Raw genomic sequence first — 17,070 nt, 5'->3', positions numbered from 1 at the left:
TTTGATTATCAATGTAAAGAGCTTATTTTATATAGCTGCTTCGTATGGGTATTTTACGCCAGAATTTTTTTCTAGCGTAAAAATTACTAACGTTGTAGCTTGGAATTTTGTGTACTACACGGAATTCAACATATATAGAAATATATATTTTCTAACTAAATGTACAGATTATGTCATTGAAACGAAACATTCTTGATCTTAGAAAGAGAAAAGAAAAAGTGCTTCAAGGTGGTGGTGAGAAAGCCATTCAGAAGCAAGTTGCAATGGGGAAATTGACTGCTAGAGAAAGGGTAACATCTATTTTGGATGAGGATTCTTTCCATGAATATGATTTATTTGTAGAGCACGAAGCCCGCGACTTTGGCATGGAAAAGAAACAACTTCATGGTGATGGAGTTATCATCGGAACCGGTACTATATACGGTGAGCCTGTTTGTATTTTTGCACAGGATTTTACTGTAGCTGGAGGTTCTCTTGGTCTTATGCATGCGAGAAAAATCACTAAAATAATGGATCATGCGTTAAAAATGCGTGTACCATTAATTGGTATTAACGACTCAGGGGGAGCTCGTATTCAGGAAGGTGTTAACTCACTTGCTGGATATGGTGAAATCTTCTTCCGTAACACCTTAGCATCTGGTGTTATTCCTCAGTTGTCTGTAATTCTTGGTCCTTGTGCTGGTGGAGCTGTTTATTCTCCTGCACTTACCGACTTTGTGTTTGTGGTTGAAAACATCTCTAAGATGTTCATTACCGGTCCAGAGGTAATTAAAACTGTTTTGGGTGAAGAAATTAGTATGGAAGAACTTGGTGGAGCTAGAGTACATAGCGAAATTACAGGTAATGCTCATTTCTATGCTCAAAGCGAGTACGAATGCTTCGAACAAATTAAGAAGCTCCTAACCTTCATTCCATGGCACAACGGTAAAAAAGCTAAAGCTTTCCCACCAAAGCCACCAAAACCAGAATACAAAATTGAGGAAATTGTACCAGCTGACCCAACTCAGCCATACGATATCCGTAACGTAATTAAAGCAATTTCTGATGATTCTGATTTCTTCGAAATCATGGAGAACTTTGCGAAAAATATCGTTATTGGTTTCGGTAGAATGAATGGTGAAACTGTAGGTTTTGTAGCAAATCAGCCTATGGTATTGGCAGGTGTATTGGATTGTGATTCATCTGATAAAGCTGCTCGTTTTATCCGCTACTGTGATTCATTTAATATTCCAATTGTAACTCTTGAGGATATGCCAGGTTATTTGCCAGGTGTTGATCAGGAACATATGGGTGTTATTCGTCACGGTGCGAAGATTCTTTATGCGTACTCAGAAGCTACTGTACCTAAAATTACAGTAATTATCCGTAAAGCATACGGTGGAGGTTATATTGCTATGAACTCTCGTCATATGAAGGCAGATTTCATGTTTGCATGGCCAACTGCTGAGATTGCGGTAATGGGACCTGAAGGAGCTGCTAACATTATCTTCCGTAAGGAGATTATGAATGCTGAAGATCCTGAAGCAATGCGTAAAGAAAAAGTTGCTGAATATAAAGAGAAGTTCGCGAATCCTTATGTTGCAGCTGCTAAAGGTTATATTGATACTGTTATCGAGCCGGAAGAAACTCGTAACATGTTGTTACACTCGATTGAAGTTTCAAACAATAAAGTTGATAGAAGACCTGAGAAAAAACACGGTATTCCTCCATTCTAAAAATTATTCGTTATGGAAAATTTAAAAGAATTCAACGTTGATGGTACTGTATACAAAACAGAGGTAACCAAGAAGTTTGAAAACAGAAAGGCTTGGGAGAGACCAAATCCTAAGCACCTTAAGTCTTTCATTCCAGGAACAATTGTTGAAATTTTCGTTAAAGAAGGGCAGGAAGTAAAGGCTGGAGAAAGCTTAATGATTCTTGAAGCGATGAAGATGAAGAATCAGATCGAAATGCCTTTCGACGGTGTTATTAAAAAGATTCATGTTGAAGAAGGAGTAAAAGTCCCTAACAAAATGTTAATGGTAGAGATTGAGTAATCTTTCTGATATGAAAATATTAAGGGATTGTTGTAATGACAATCCCTTTTTATTTGTCTATAATTTACTGCTCCAGATAAAATGTCTTTTCCAGCTCTCCTTAATCGCTGGATCTTTCTCAAAAATACCAAACATGCTGGAACCGCTTCCCGACATGGCTGCATAAATGGCGCCCGAATCGTAAAGTTCTTCTTTCAAAGTTGCAAGCTCGGGATGATTCGAGAAAATGCTATCTTCAAAATCATTGTAAATATTTTCTTTCCATTCTTTCAATGGTAAACTGATCAATTCTTTTACCGATTTATTTGGTTTTTTAGGAGAAGTACCCGAATAAGCTTCTGGAGTGCTGATGTGTATTTCTGGTTTTATTAAGACGATATGATATCCGCTTAAGTTAAGCTCAATAGAAGAGAATAGCTCGCCCTTACCCTCGGCGAAAACTGGTTGGTTTTGGATAAAAACAGGACAATCGCTACCAATTTGAATTGCATACTCTTCCATTTGTTGGAAGTTCATTCCCAATTTGTAAAAATCGTTTAGCATTTTAATCATGTATGCAGCATCAGCTGATCCGCCACCTAATCCAGCACCAAATGGGATGTTTTTGTGCAAATGAATTGCTGTAGGGGGGATCTCAAATTTTGAAGCAATTAAATCAAATGCTTTTATTACGATATTATCCGAAGGATCGATATCAATAGGAATTCCAGATGATGTAAATTCATATTGTTCCGAAGAATCGCTTTCTGCAATTTCCAGGGCATCGCATAGTGGAATTGGATAAAAAACGGTTTCGATATTGTGAAATCCGTCAGGTCTTTTCTTAATAATGTTAAGGCCTAAATTTATTTTGGCATTTGGAAAGCAAAGCATATTTTGTGTTCTTGATAAATGTGGCTTAAAAATACTCGTTTTAAAGAGCAAAAAAAATCAAATTGTGGCATTTTAATTTTCTATCTTTATCTTTGCATTCTCAAATTTTTCGACACAAATTTGAAAGGATTATGAGAGAGAGGGAAAGTGTTGAAATCTGTTGAATTAATTATTTTAAAGGTATATGGCTGGAGCAAACAATTATAAAAATCAATCGAAAAATAAAATTGATCTGGAATACGGAAAAGTGCCACCACAAGCAGTAGAGCTTGAAGAAGCCGTGTTGGGTGCTTTAATGTTGGAGAAGGATGCAATTATTTCGGTTGGGGATTTGTTAAAAGCCGATTCGTTTTATAAAGACGCTCACCAGAAGATTTATAAGGCAATTATGAATCTTTCTACCAAGGAGGAGCCTATTGATATTTTAACTGTTACCGAAGAGTTAAAAAGAGAGGGAACCTTGGATGATGTTGGCGGGCCTTTCTACATTACGCAGCTTACCAACCGTGTAGCATCAGCCGCTCATATCGAGTTTCATGCTCGAATTATTGCTCAAAAGCACATTCAGCGTGAGTTAATTCGTGTTTCTTCCGATATTCAGAATCAAGCTTTCGATGATAGTATTGATGTTGCCGATTTGTTGGATAAAGCTCAACAGGAAGTTTTTGATATTGCAGAGGGAAATATCAAAAAGGAATCAGCACACATTCGTCCGTTGGCCGATGAGGTAATTAACCAAATTGTAGAAGCCGGTAAACGTCCTGATGGATTAAGTGGTGTCCCTTCCGGATTTACGGCTTTGGATAGAATTACATCTGGATGGCAGAAATCGGACTTGGTTATTATTGCAGCTCGTCCTTCTATGGGGAAAACTGCTTTTGTACTTTCCATGACTAGAAATATGGCGGTTGAACACAAAGCGCCAATTGCGATATTCTCGCTGGAGATGGGTGGTGACCAGTTGGTAAAACGTATGATTTCCAGTGAAACAGAGTTGGGTTCGGAGAAGCTAAGAAATGGTAAGCTGGAAGATTTCGAATGGGAACAATTGCACGTAAAGATTAAAGATTTGGTTGATGCTCCAATTTATGTAGACGATACACCAGGTTTGTCTATTTATGAATTGCGTTCGAAATGTCGTAGACTAAAAGCCAAATACGATATTGGTTGTGTGATTATTGACTACTTGCAGCTGATGACAGCAGGTTCCGACATGAGAGGGAATCGAGAACAGGAGGTATCTTTAATCTCACGTCAGTTAAAGATCATTGCAAAGGAGTTGAATATTCCGGTAATTGCACTTTCTCAGCTGAACCGTGGTGTTGAACAGCGTACTGGTGATGCGAAGAAGCCGATGCTTTCCGACCTTCGTGAGTCTGGTGCGATTGAGCAGGATGCCGATATGGTTCTATTTATTCACCGTCCGGAACGTTACGGAATTACAGAAGATGCCGAAGGAAATTCATTAATTGGTATTGCTGATATTATTATTGCAAAACACCGTAATGGTGCCGTTGGAGAAATTCAGTTAAGATTCCGTAATCAGTTGGCTCGATTTATGGATTTGGAAGGCGAAAGTTTGAATCCATTTGGTGATGAGGGTCCTGAAGAGGTTAAAACCTTTAGTTCTAGTATGAATCAAGATACTAGTGGTGGGTTCGATGATATTAACGCTGGCCTTGTAGGAGGAAATGATTTTGATGATGCCGCTCCATTTTAAATAATTTCGCTTTTCCTTTAGATTGTGATTTTGTACTTTCGAACTAAATCAATTTTCGATTGTACTTATGAAAGGTTTCTCAAAAACATATCTAATAACTTTTTTCCTTTTAGCCTATATTCAGAGCTTCTCGGCAAGTATACTTATCCCTATGGATGATTCTCAAAAGAATCATTTAAAATCATATGGAATTGCCTATTGGACTTTGCAAAATAATCATGAATTACATTGGTTGTTGAATTATCGAGGAGGTTCTTTTCTTTTGCCATTAAGCAAAAATATTGAGGATGAATGCAAAATTCGAGGTGTAAGTTATACTGTGGTTTCTGATGCTAATGTTTCGCAGATCATGAATGAGATTTCTTCTCCCGAAGCAAATATGGACGCCGTTAAGTTAGAGAAGCCTCCCAAAATTGCTGTTTATACACCAAAAGGAAAAAAGCCTTGGGATGATGCAGTGACCTTGGCACTGACTTATGCCGAGATTACATATGATATCGTGTATGATGATGAGGTTTTAAGCAATAAGCTATCGGATTATGACTGGCTTCATTTGCATCATGAGGATTTTACCGGGCAGCATGGTAAATTTTATGCCTCTTATCGAAATATGCAGTGGTATAAGGATGAGGTGAAAGATAATTTGGCAAGAGCTCAGAAATATGGATTCTCTAAGGTTTCGGACTTAAAGAAAGCTGTATCGCAAACCATTAGAAAGTTTGTTGAGAATGGAGGCTTCTTGTTTGCCATGTGTTCGGCAACTGATACATTCGATATTACCCTTGCAGCAGATGAAACGGATATCTGCAATCATGTTTTTGATGGAGATCCGATAGATGAGCACGCTCAGGAGAAGTTAGATTACAATAAAACATTTGCATTTACTGATTTTAAGCTGGAAACCAATCCATATGTGTATGAGTTTTCTGATATCGATGTAACCTTAACCCGAAAAGTAAATCGTGATGAAGATTACTTTACCTTGTTTGATTTTTCAGCCAAATGGGATCCTGTTCCTACAATGTTGTGCCAAAATCATAAAAATATGATTAAGGGATTCATGGGGCAGACCACAGCCTTTAAAAAGAATTTGATTAAGCCAGGAGTGTTGATTATGGGAGAGAATAAATCGGCAGGAGAGGCACGTTATATACATGGCAAATTTGGAAAAGGAACCTGGACTTTTTACGGCGGACACGACCCGGAAGATTATCAGCATTTGGTGGGAGATCCGCCAACAGATTTGAATTTGAAAAAGAATTCGGCAGGATATCGATTAATCCTAAACAATGTACTGTTTCCTGCAGCCAAGAAAAAGAAAAGAAAAACGTGATGTTGTCCACGAATACACTCAAATACACACGAATATTGATGTAGATTTATTTGTGTCCATTCGTGTTCATTTGTGGAACTTATTTTTAAAGAATAATTCTTTTATACTGAAGTCGAGTGGTTCCAAAATTAATGAGTAATGCAATTTTTTTTCTAGTAGCCTTCAAATAATTTAAGGCTTGTGCAATGTGTTCTGTGTGTATTGAATCTGTAGCTTTTAGTTCTACGATAATTTCATCAAAACATAAAAAATCAGTAATGTATTTCTTTTGCAAAATATTATCTCTGAACGAAATCTCCAATACTTTTTCTTTTTCAAAAGGGATGAGTTTTTCATCAAGTAAGATAGCTAAAGCTTCTTGGTAAACAGCCTCAAGAAAACCACATCCTAATTCATTGTGGACTTCCATTGCTGCGCCAATAATTTGATAACATTCATCTTTGAAGGGGAATTCTTGAGAAATCATTTGTGTTTGTTTGTGTCCATTTATTAAATAGGAATTTACTAATATAGACAAATTCGCTCGGAGTTTTATTTGACTCATTTGTGTTTTAATTTGAGCCTATTTGTGGACTTTTTTTTTTATTCGTCAATTATCTGTTTATACTAATCTAAGAATATCAGTAGGAATTATTTGAGTGAATTTGTGTCCATTTGTGGACCTTATATTTGTGGATAAGGTAAAAAAGAAGAAGGCTGTGTCCCCTAAACACAGCCTTAAGTTCAACATCGTTTGTATAGTCTAACTCTATATTTTATTAACCATTTGTATATCTATTAACCCTGTAACTTTTACTAACCCATTAGAATTTTTATGAAAGCTACATACAAACTTGATGATGTTGAAAGAACGGAAGGGTTACCAAGCCTGTCCGTCACAATTACCACTGCAAATATAGGTTTTGTTTTATTACAAAAAACATGCTATTCGGCAGGTTTCGCTTATGAATTGTTAAAATATCTTAAAAAGTGATTTTAAATTGTAAGGTTTGAGTGCTTTTGTACCAATTTAAATTTCAATGTGAATCCTTGGTGAAACAGTGAGATATTAAATTTAAATGCCGATATATAATCTGTTAGCCATTTGGAGTAAAACGAACAAATGGTTATTGTAGATTAATAATCGGTGTTACAGAATTTTTGTGATTTCTATCAATTGATTTACTTCGTAAGTTGCATCGTCATCATGTTTGGTTTTATTTGAATTAAAATAAATCTGGTCAATATTTGATTTTCTTGCTCCTGCAATGTCAGTTTTTAGATCATCCCCAACCATAATACTATTGCTTGTTGTAGCACCCGTGTTTTTTAATGCATATTCGAATATCAAAGGTGAGGGTTTGTTGGCCCCAGCATCTTCTGATGTAATGATTTCTGTGAAATAGGATATAAGCTCACAGTTTGTGAGTTTTTTAAATTGAACCTCGTTAAATCCATTGGTAATGATGTGCAATTCATATCCTTTTTCTTTTAGTTTTTGCAGCATTTCATGTGCCTTGGGAAAGGTTTTGGTTTGCAAAGGACTTATTTCAATAAAATCCTGAGCAATTTCTTTTGCCAACTCTAAATCATCTTTTCCTGATTCTTTCAAACACAGATAGAATCTTCGATACATCAAATCTTCCTTCTTGATTCTGTTTTGATAATAGGCATTCCAAAGTTTGCCATTGTGATATTCAAATCGTGATTTAAAAAACAGAAAGCTTCCAAAAATGCTCTGCAATTGATAATCTCTGTACAATTGGTTTAAGGTAATTTCGGAATTTGCATTAAAATCCCATAAGGTCCTGTCCAAGTCGAAGAAGATGTGCTTGTATTTATTCATTTAATAATAGGTCAAAATGTTTTAATCACTACAAAAATAACTTGCTTAATGTAAAAAACACTTATGATGTTCTTTAAATTCTAGTAAATCAGTTATATTTGGCTCCCCCCTTAAAAAAATATTAACTGTTAAACAGTAATTATGGATACTTTTTTCTCTAGGATAGTTTTATTCTTATTTTTTGGATTGTTGAGTGGTTCTCTCTCGGCGCAGACGTATACTGCCAATCCAACAAATCCTACTTGTAATAGTTGTGCAGATGGTAAAATTGATGTGGAATGGAGTTATAATGCTAAGCATGTAAATGCATTAAGAGTTAAGCTATATGATTCTTCTTGGAATTGGATTCAAACAGATGATACTTATCCATATAGTTTCCCAGATTTGAGTGTTGGTACTTATATTGTTTCGTATGAGTATAAATATAAGAATGATTGGAATTATATAAGCCAGAGAGTTGTTTTAACCTCCTCAAAAGTGAGAATTCCATTTCAGCAAAGAACATCTCAATATCCTCCTTATGAAAAGATATACAGAATAAAAGGTGATTTTACTATGATTGGAAATACTAATTTGACTTTGAAAAATTATTCTGACAATGGAAACAATTCGGGAGATATGGTTTATGTTGATGTTGACTCAGATCCTAATACATTAAACTCCTCTTCGGCAACTCTCGATTTTTCTACCGAAAATGATGCAAAGCCTCAATGTTCTAATATAGTATATGCGGGTTTGTATTGGACTGGGCGTTCTTCAACAACCAACAATAGTTTTCCCATTTCAAAAATGGGAACCGTTCCTCAGGTAGTAGATGAGGTTTTTACCGTAGAAGATAATGATAAAGTTCCTTATTCTGATTATTCTATAAATGTATGGAGGGGAGATGATGGTTATGAGTATATTGTTGTATACGATTTTAGTGCGTTAGGAGAGGAGGATGTTCGTTTTTTATTTTACAATAATGGTGATATATATTATAGGATTGGTACTGGAGCTTATAATAAGGTGAGCTCTAATGTAAATACTTCCTTTGGAATTATGACTGCATCGTTTAGTCCCATCAAAATATATTCTGAAGTTGGAGGAATTGTTCTAACGATTGATGAATTGAAAAGGGGGAGTAATGTATACGGTAATGATACCTATTATAGTAATACATCAGAAGCAAGTGGGAGAGTTTCCGGAGAGACGAAGGTAGAAACAGGTAATATTACAAAAACATACAATAAGAGAGAAATATACATTAAGCATTCAGGTGAATCTGCTTATCAGAAAATAACTGCCAGAGCTGATGATATTCATTATCCAACAACTTCAGAATCTTCCATTTTTGCGGCCTATGCTGAGGTTACTGATTATGTGCAAAAACACGGTATTGGGGAATATTTTGTTGCAGATATGGCTTTGTTGGAAGGTGACGGAGGTGGAACTGGTTACTCTGGAGGTTGGGGATTAGTAGTTGTATATGAGAACTCAAAAATGAAATGGCGTGATGTTACGCTTTTTGATGGATACGCCTATGTTCAGCATTTAGGTGGAGCAAGTACTTCTTACGAATTGCCAATCTCAGGATTTAAGGCTGTACAGAGCGGAGATGTAAAGGTTAAATTGGGCATAATGGCTAGTGAAGGAGACGTTAATATTGCAGGCGATTTTATAGAAATACAAAATGCGACTCAAACCAATTGGGCGAGGTTAAATCATGATGACAATAATACGGCTAACTTTTTTAATAGTTCAATTTCAACAGGAGGTAATTCCAGGAATCCAAATCTGGTAAATAATACGGGAGTTGATATTTCTATGTTTGATGTTCCGAATTCTGGTAATGTGAATATTGCTAATTCGCAAACCAGTACGAAATTCAGATATGGAACCAGTCAGGATACTTATGCAATTTTTGCTTTGGCCATGGCTGTGGATGCTTATGTGCCGGAAGCAGAAGCTACAAATATTATTACCCACATTGAAGGTGTTACAGGAGAAATTGTAGATGGTACAATAGTTGAACCAGGGAAAACAATTAGCTATAAAATGGAAATTCGTAATCGTGGAACAGAAGTCGTGAACGATGCGCGTTTGGTATTACCGATTCCTTATACTACTGAATATGTTAGTTCGAGTGTTAATGTAGGTACTGTAACTTATGATGTGGCAGAAGGTGCTACAGGTTCTATTGTGTGGGAAATTGGAAATCTGGCGGTTCCATCTGAAGGACCGGATCAGATTCTGGGAACACTAACCTATACTGTAAAAGTTACAGAAGATTGTTCCATATTAGGGAATTCGAATTGTGATCCATCTGTAGCTGTAGGTGGAGGCGGTGGTTCGACTGGTACTGGTGCAACTTCGGGAACAACTATCTCTGGTTTTAGCATTATTCAAGGATACGAAACAGATGGGGACTGTGTTGGCGAGCCGATTGTGACACCTGTAAAAATTATAATTGATGCAGAAGATTATGTAGCTGCTAATTGTACCGTAGAAGAAATTAACAGTGATCAGGAATTCTTTTTCTGTAACTTGGGACCACCAGCTTCTATTCCAATCACTGAGGTGAGCGGTAATTTTCCTTCTGGTAGTCGTTTTTATAACGATTATCCTGTTGTGGAGGGTGTAACGGAAGAATTTACTATAAGTAATGAATTTCTTGCAGATATTGGGACTACTACTTATTACGCTGTTCCTCCAGGATATACCACTTGTTATTATACATTTAAAATCACTGTTAAAGATGTCAGTTCTATTCCAACTGTTAGCGATGTGACATATTGTAAGGATGCTACAGCAAATGTTATTCAGGCTACACCTAGTGATCCTTCGTATGAATTGTATTATTACATGACAGAAACAGACGATACTCCTTTAATCAATTTTATTCCTCCAACAGATAAAGCAGGAACTATTACCTATTATGTGGCTGAAGGAGAATCAGCAACTTGTTTGAGTCCGAATCGTGTTCCTGTAGTTGTTACAGTAAATCCACAACCAAAACCCATAGGGATATTTTTCTCAAACTAAACTAGGCTAATAAATAACTAAGATATTGCCAAAGCGATGAATTTGTACTTCTTAAACAAATTCATCGCTTTTTCGTATATGTGCTTGATTTTAGTTAAATTAAATGCCAATAACCATTTATTACCTAATGTATCCACTATGAAAACCTTTTATCTTTACTTTCTCTGCTTGTTTTGTTTTTCTATTCTTTCAAATAATATTACTGCGCAGTCATATGCCTCAAAAGATCGATATATCGGAAATTGGCAGGATGATGACTCATGGGAAGAAGGTAATTCACCAGGATTAAGCGTAAGTATAGGTGTGTATGATGAAGTAACAATTAATGGAAACATTGCAACAGATAGAAATGACACTGGTAATACTACCCATTTGAGAATGAATAGTGGTAATCTTGTTGTTGTTGATACTTTAATTGTTAATGGGAATCTCATCTTGGAACAAGATGCAAATATGAGTGTTGCTAATGCAGGGGTTTTAATTGTATATGGTAATTTGGAATGTAAAAATAAGGTGGATATAGTAGGAGATGGAAAGATTGTTGTTAAAGGAAGTTTAACTATGACTGGAAAAGGACAAGGGAGTTTTATTTCTGACCCACCTGCTTTGGTTTTTGTTGGGGGAACGGTAAAAGTGCCAGCCGATCCCAATTATACTATATTTGATTGCACCGAAATTCCGGATAGTTTGCAGTATACTGGAACGAATTGTGGTTACGGAAACTGGAATGATTTTCAAAATTCGGATGAAGATGATTTGTTTGAATTGGTAACATGCGGGGGAGGTGTTGATCCGGGAAGTATTAATGTTGATCCATCCTTGTTGTCGGTTTGTAGTGGCACGGATATAGCAATCTCAGGTGTAGATGTTGGAGCTACTTATCAGTGGTATTCTAATACGGTGAGTTCGGATATAAATGATTCAAATTGGAATTTGATTAGCAGTGCTACTTCAGTTGATTTTACTGTAAGTAATATTGATGTTACGACATCATACTTTAGGGAAGCTCAAAAAGGTGGGGCTGGTTGTACTTCAAGTTCAAATGTCATTACAATTACTGTTCAGCCTACACCTACTCCCATAGGTGTCTTTCATGAATAGTTAAATGTTTAAATAATAAGAAGAAATCCTGGTGTATTTAGCATCAGGATTTTTTTGTCAATAAAATAGTAAACTTGACAAATGCATATTGTTGTTTAATAACTTTTAAATGTTATTTAACCTAAAATGTGTCAATTGTTAGGTTTTTATTAAAGTGTGTGGACTATTTATGATTACCTTTAATGTAGCCCACGATATTGGAAATGAAATATTAAGCGAAATAACCTAAGCTTACAAGTTCCATTGGTAATTTTATTATCATCTACAGTTGATTTGTTCAGAAATGATCAACCCAAAATAAAATTTATACTATGAGTATTGAAAACAGAATCAATTTGCAAATTGATGACACCAAAAAGACTGCCATCAATACAAACCTTAGTGGTTTAAAAACAGAACTGAGCCCAATTTTAATTGCTTTGCCAGCTAATCAGAAAAAGGCATTGCCAAAAATTGGAGAGCACTTTATGGATTTTGTGGAGAGAGCGGTAGAAGGGGCAGATAAAAATCCTATTTTGGTACCTCCTTATATCAATTTAGATGAGGTGAAGGTAGATATGGAAGCATGGAAATTGCTTCATTCCATCGAGCGAGATCTGGAAAGGTTGGTTAGCTTGTTGGACGATACTGCTACCCTTAGTGGGAGCGAAGCATATTCAGCTATGCTAAGCTTTTACAATTTTTTAAAACAAGCAGCTAAAGATGGAGTGCCAAATGCAAAACCATTGTACGACAATTTGAAACAATATTTCCCTGGTACGGGAAATAAATCGAATACACAAAATACAGAAGAAGAATAAATACTAATTGGGGTTGATTTCAATAGTGTATGGCAAGAGAGTATGACTTTCTTGCCATTTCTTATGAATTTATCAGGTTCAAGCTTTGATAAAATCACGAAAGCCTTTCATTGGAACTGCCGAAGCTTTCAAAAAAATATGAAAGACTTTGAAGAAAAAACGAAAGCTTTAATAAAATGATCAAAGCCTTTGATAAAATCACGAAAGCCTTTCAATGGAACTGCCAAAGCTTTCAAAAAATCATGAAAGGTTTTGAATAAAAAACGAAAGCTTTAATAAAATCAACCAAAGCTATTGGTGAGATGATGAAAGCCTTTCACTGAAAATGCTAAAGTTTTCAAAAAATCATGAAAAGTTTTGAATAAAAAACGAAAGCTTTAATAAAATCAACCAAAGCTATTGGTGAGATGATGAAAGCCTTTCACTGGAAATGCCAAAGTTTTCAAAAAATCATGAAAAGTTTTGAATAAAAAACGAAAGAGGATGGCCAAAAACTTCAATATTATTGTCATTCTGAGTTTAGCGAAGAATCTGTCCCTTTGAGAAACAATTGCTTCACTTCATTCAACATGACATTATATTCGATTGAACTTACTTTTTGAACACCCTCCGGATAGAATATTTATTGTAGGGGTATTAATACCATTTTTAGTAGCAAATAATTTACTATTTTGCCCATATTGTTTTTTTAGTGTAAAACAAGATGTAATTGGTGAGTTTTTGGGATGTATTCCTAAATTTAAGATAATATACTCTTCTTTTTTTACTTGTGTTGTGTATATTTGTCAACCCCTAAATAATAATTCTGCTTACAGAATCATTATACAATAGTATCATTATTTGGTTTTTATTGATGAGTGTTGTTGACTTGTAGTTAAATGCTTTAAACTTGTTGATAAGGGCGCTTTGTTGCCTCATGAATGTTTGTTTAAGAATGATTAATCTTTATTAATATCGGATAAAAAAATCCGTTATGATGAAATTAATCAAAAAATAAGTAAACACTTTTTAACAATTACCGTATAGATGTTTATAATTTAGAAAAAAATAGCTTATTTTAAGTATTGTAAGTACTATATTTATACACTAAACAAGAGCATTTGATAAGATTTTTACGCCATATAATTCTTTCTTTATTATTCATTTTTGTTCTCGGCCTTGCTGATGGGTGGGGGCAGGATGCACCTATAGAACAACATGTATGTCAGGATGCCTCTGTGACCTATCACATGTTTGGTTTTAATGGTTCTGATGTCCAGTGGAGTATTGTAGATTTATCAGATAAAGTAAAAAGGTCTGAGATTTACACTATTACTAATACTAGGCCTCATGATACACAGACTGAATATTTCAAAAATGAATTCACTCATGCTTGGACAGCAGCTACCTACCCGACAGGAGTATATACACTAAAAATTTTGGAGACAAATGGAACTTGTTCAGGCGAAAAAGAATTAAAAGTAAACTTGTATAGTAAACCTGCTGTTCCTGTGGTTACGGTTAACCAAATGGCTTGTTATGGTGAACAAGGTGGTCTTTCGGTTGATTTATCGGGAGTTCGTGTTCCGCCAGCTTTAAGTTTACAGATTCGTTTAGTATATGCTGCAGATGATAGTCCAGTGGTTGGTAAAGATTGGGCTAATACATCAGGTACAAGTCATGTGTTTTCTGATTTGTTGGGTGGAGATTATAAAATTCAGATAAGATATGTTTTAGGGGGAAATCAGGTTAGAGGTAGTGTTGTGGCAAGTCCGATAAATACTTTGGTAAATCCGCCACTCTTAACAGTTAGCAGTGCTGCTGTAACAACTCCTATAGCATGTAATGGTGGAGATGCTGAAGTAACAATAGTTGCATCAGGTGGTACAGCCCCATATACATATACCCTTAATGGAGTAAGTAATGATACAGGATTATTTATGAGCAAAGCTGGAACTTATTCATACCATGTTAACGATGCTAATGGTTGTGCAACAGCTTCTTCGGATTTGAGTATTGCCCAGCCAACACCTTTACTTCTTACTCTCGAAAGCACAACAGATGTAGACTGTGCAGGTGAGGCTACCGGAGCCATTGATATAGATGTTACTGGTGGAGAAACTACAGCGTTAAGTTTTGATGGTACACAAGAACCTATCAGTTTAGGAACTTCCGCTTTAAATAATCTTACAGCATTTACTTTAGAAGGATGGGTGCAGTTTTTAACAGATAAATCATCAGGACAGCATAGTTTCTTTGGACAGAACAATGTGATAGAGTTTGGTTTTGAAAGTGGAAATTTAACTGTGTGGACTGTTAGTGGAGGTTCAGCATTTTATCCATACGCCAACTATCCTACTGATGGTAACTGGCATCATGTTGCTGCAACAGGGAATGGTACTACTCTGAAATTATATATCGATGGAGTTGAAGTCGCATCTGGTGGTTCAGGTACCCCGAGTTATGGAAGCTCAACAGATCCTCTAAGAATTGGGGCTGGAGTGTGGAATGAAACTGCAAGCTCGAATGCCTTTGATGGACAAATGTCTACAGTGAGATTCTGGAATGTAGCCAGAAAAGAGGCTCAGATAAAATCAGGAATGAATCAGGATATGGATGGTTCTGAATCTGGATTGATTGCAGCTTATAAGTTAGATGAAGGCTCAGGAACATCAATTGGTGGAGTAGGAAGTAGTGCTCCGGATTTATCGATCAACTCTGCATTTAATACAAAATGGATAAATAACGCTCCTGTCTATTCCTACAATTGGACAAGAGGAGGAGTGCCTGTTGCTACAACTCAAGATTTAACTGATGTTATAGAAGGAGATTACCATGTAACGGTTACTACGAGAGATGGATGCACGGTAAGTGAGACCTATACTATAGGTACTGATGTGGATAATGTAAATCCAATTGCACTTTGCCAGGATATTATAATACAATTAGATGTTTCGGGCAGTGCTACTATCTCTGCGGCAGATATTGATAACGGATCAAGCGATAATTGTGGAATTGCTAGCATGAGTGTAAGTCCAAGTAGTTTTGATTGTAGCAATGTAGGAGAAAATACAGTTACATTAACAGTAATTGATAATAAAGGAAATACTGCAACATGTACTTCTAAGGTGAAAGTTGAAGATGATACCCCTCCAAATGCAGTTTGTCAGGATATCACTATTCAATTGGATGACTCTGGAAATGCAAGTATTACAGCTGCTCAAATTAACAATGGATCGAATGATGCATGTGGAATAGCAAACCTTGCGGCAAGTCAAACTGATTTTACAGTTGCAGATATTGGAATCAATACAGTTATATTGACGGTAACTGATAATAATGGTAATACTTCAACTTGTGAAGCAAAAGTTACTGTAGAAGATAATGTTGCACCAACAGCTTCTTGTCAGGATATCACTGTTTATTTGGATGCAACAGGTAATGTAAGCATTACAGCGGCTCAAATTGATAATGGCTCAAGTGATGCATCTGGAATTCAAAGTTTGAGTGTAAGTCCAAGTAGTTTTGATTGTAGCAATGTAGGAGGAAATCCTGTTACATTGACAGTAACAGATAAAAATGGAAATGTTTCAACCTGTACTGCAACTGTAACTGTGGTAGATAACCTTGCTCCAACGATTAACTGTGTGCCTAACAAATCTGTAAATGTAGACGCGGGATCATGTTCTGCACTTGTTAATGGTTTGGCACCAACAACAGCTGATAATTGTTCGGTTGTGCTACAAACTTGGACACTAAGTGGAGCTACAGCAGCTAACTCTTCTACTACAGGGATTAATGATGCCTCGGGACAGACATTTAATGTAGGAACAACAACGGTAACTTATACGATTGAGGATGCAGCAGGCAATGAGGCAACTTGTAGTTTTGATGTTACGGTAACAAAAGAAAATAACATTTCGCTTGTTGATGTAACAGGAACTACGAACCCAGAAAGCGATGCAGGATTTACAAATGGAACACATTGTCCGGATTTGAATGGCTTGCAGGCGGTAATTGAGCCTTCAGGCAATACCTATTCACCTGGGACATCACAAGTACAATTTAGAGTGAATCGATTGTGTGATACTGGAGCTTGGTCTTTTAATTATTCAATAGGAGGAACCGGGGTTACTGTACATGAAGTTTTGATAAGTGGTGTTGGAACCACAACTAATGCATCGGGTGTTGTAAATGCAGATGCTGGAACAGACTATATCCTATTTACAATAGATATTAATAATGTTGTTGGTACGATATTACCTATTGATTTTACAATTTCTGATGGAGGAACTGATAGCGCAATAAAAGATGCGATAACAATACAACACAATTTGAAAATAATACCACAAATAGTGGGATTTGAATAATAAAAAATA

11 protein-coding genes are annotated in these 17,070 nt (G+C 36.0%); 8 read left to right on the top strand and 3 right to left on the bottom strand.

Annotated features, from left to right (window positions below; translation table 11 throughout):
• Positions 1-170: 170 nt before the first annotated feature.
• The gene (locus M0051_RS12490; RefSeq protein ID WP_110363227.1) at positions 171-1,715 is read left to right on the top strand and encodes an acyl-CoA carboxylase subunit beta; all 1,545 of its coding nucleotides are present in this window, start codon (positions 171-173) and stop codon (positions 1,713-1,715) included.
• 12 nt (positions 1,716-1,727) lie between these two features.
• Positions 1,728-2,036 carry a biotin/lipoyl-containing protein gene (locus M0051_RS12485; RefSeq protein WP_306741857.1) on the top strand — a complete coding sequence of 103 codons (309 nt, stop codon included), beginning with the start codon at positions 1,728-1,730 and terminating at the stop codon, positions 2,034-2,036.
• 57 nt (positions 2,037-2,093) lie between these two features.
• Here M0051_RS12485 and ispE read toward each other — a convergent pair whose 3' ends face one another.
• Positions 2,094-2,909 carry a 4-(cytidine 5'-diphospho)-2-C-methyl-D-erythritol kinase gene (gene ispE / locus M0051_RS12480; protein WP_306741856.1) on the bottom strand — a complete coding sequence of 272 codons (816 nt, stop codon included), beginning with the start codon at positions 2,907-2,909 and terminating at the stop codon, positions 2,094-2,096.
• Positions 2,910-3,093: 184 nt separating this feature from the next.
• Here ispE and dnaB point away from each other — a divergent pair, with 184 nt between their 5' ends.
• Entirely contained in the window at positions 3,094-4,629 is a 1,536-nt protein-coding gene (dnaB, locus tag M0051_RS12475; RefSeq protein ID WP_306741855.1) for a replicative DNA helicase, read from the top strand.
• Positions 4,630-4,780: 151 nt separating this feature from the next.
• On the top strand, positions 4,781-5,962 hold the full coding sequence (locus tag M0051_RS12470) for a hypothetical protein (RefSeq protein ID WP_306741854.1): 1,182 nt from the start codon (positions 4,781-4,783) through the stop codon (positions 5,960-5,962).
• Positions 5,963-6,047: 85 nt separating this feature from the next.
• Here M0051_RS12470 and M0051_RS12465 read toward each other — a convergent pair whose 3' ends face one another.
• Positions 6,048-6,506, bottom strand: coding sequence for a GxxExxY protein (locus M0051_RS12465; RefSeq protein WP_306741853.1), 459 nt, complete (start codon positions 6,504-6,506; stop codon positions 6,048-6,050).
• Positions 6,507-7,091: 585 nt separating this feature from the next.
• Positions 7,092-7,787 carry a YjjG family noncanonical pyrimidine nucleotidase gene (locus tag M0051_RS12460; RefSeq protein ID WP_306741852.1) on the bottom strand — a complete coding sequence of 232 codons (696 nt, stop codon included), beginning with the start codon at positions 7,785-7,787 and terminating at the stop codon, positions 7,092-7,094.
• A 141-nt stretch (positions 7,788-7,928) separates the two neighbouring features.
• Between M0051_RS12460 and M0051_RS12455 the strand changes: the two genes are divergently transcribed.
• From M0051_RS12455 to M0051_RS12440, 4 genes are all read left to right on the top strand, one after another.
• Positions 7,929-10,811 (top strand): hypothetical protein, encoded by a 2,883-nt coding sequence (locus tag M0051_RS12455; protein ID WP_306741851.1) that lies wholly within the window; start codon positions 7,929-7,931, stop codon positions 10,809-10,811.
• A gap of 138 nt (positions 10,812-10,949) precedes the next feature.
• A complete protein-coding gene (locus M0051_RS12450) occupies positions 10,950-11,912 on the top strand; it encodes a hypothetical protein (protein WP_306741850.1) in 963 nt (320 codons plus the stop codon).
• Between the two features lie 311 nt (positions 11,913-12,223).
• Positions 12,224-12,712 carry a hypothetical protein gene (locus tag M0051_RS12445; protein WP_306741849.1) on the top strand — a complete coding sequence of 163 codons (489 nt, stop codon included), beginning with the start codon at positions 12,224-12,226 and terminating at the stop codon, positions 12,710-12,712.
• Between the two features lie 1,100 nt (positions 12,713-13,812).
• A complete protein-coding gene (locus M0051_RS12440; RefSeq protein WP_306741848.1) occupies positions 13,813-17,061 on the top strand; it encodes a LamG-like jellyroll fold domain-containing protein in 3,249 nt (1,082 codons plus the stop codon).
• Positions 17,062-17,070 lie beyond the last annotated feature (9 nt).

The sequence above is a fragment of the Marinifilum sp. D714 genome (assembly GCF_030851345.1).
Lineage (GTDB): Bacteria > Bacteroidota > Bacteroidia > Bacteroidales > Marinifilaceae > Marinifilum.
Note: the sequence above shows the minus strand (reverse complement) of the source record. Positions and strands in the feature narration are given on the sequence as shown.

Excerpts from the sequence above, each read along its gene's own strand:
- M0051_RS12490 (WP_110363227.1), top strand. The coding sequence starts at position 171 with ATGTCATTGAAACGAAACATTCTTGATCTTAGAAAGAGAAAAGAAAAA.
- M0051_RS12485 (WP_306741857.1), top strand. The coding sequence starts at position 1,728 with ATGGAAAATTTAAAAGAATTCAACGTTGATGGTACTGTATACAAAACA.
- ispE (WP_306741856.1), bottom strand. The coding sequence starts at position 2,909 with ATGCTTTGCTTTCCAAATGCCAAAATAAATTTAGGCCTTAACATTATT.
- dnaB (WP_306741855.1), top strand. The coding sequence starts at position 3,094 with ATGGCTGGAGCAAACAATTATAAAAATCAATCGAAAAATAAAATTGAT.
- M0051_RS12470 (WP_306741854.1), top strand. The coding sequence starts at position 4,781 with ATGGATGATTCTCAAAAGAATCATTTAAAATCATATGGAATTGCCTAT.
- M0051_RS12465 (WP_306741853.1), bottom strand. The coding sequence starts at position 6,506 with ATGAGTCAAATAAAACTCCGAGCGAATTTGTCTATATTAGTAAATTCC.
- M0051_RS12460 (WP_306741852.1), bottom strand. The coding sequence starts at position 7,787 with ATGAATAAATACAAGCACATCTTCTTCGACTTGGACAGGACCTTATGG.
- M0051_RS12455 (WP_306741851.1), top strand. The coding sequence starts at position 7,929 with ATGGATACTTTTTTCTCTAGGATAGTTTTATTCTTATTTTTTGGATTG.
- M0051_RS12450 (WP_306741850.1), top strand. The coding sequence starts at position 10,950 with ATGAAAACCTTTTATCTTTACTTTCTCTGCTTGTTTTGTTTTTCTATT.
- M0051_RS12445 (WP_306741849.1), top strand. The coding sequence starts at position 12,224 with ATGAGTATTGAAAACAGAATCAATTTGCAAATTGATGACACCAAAAAG.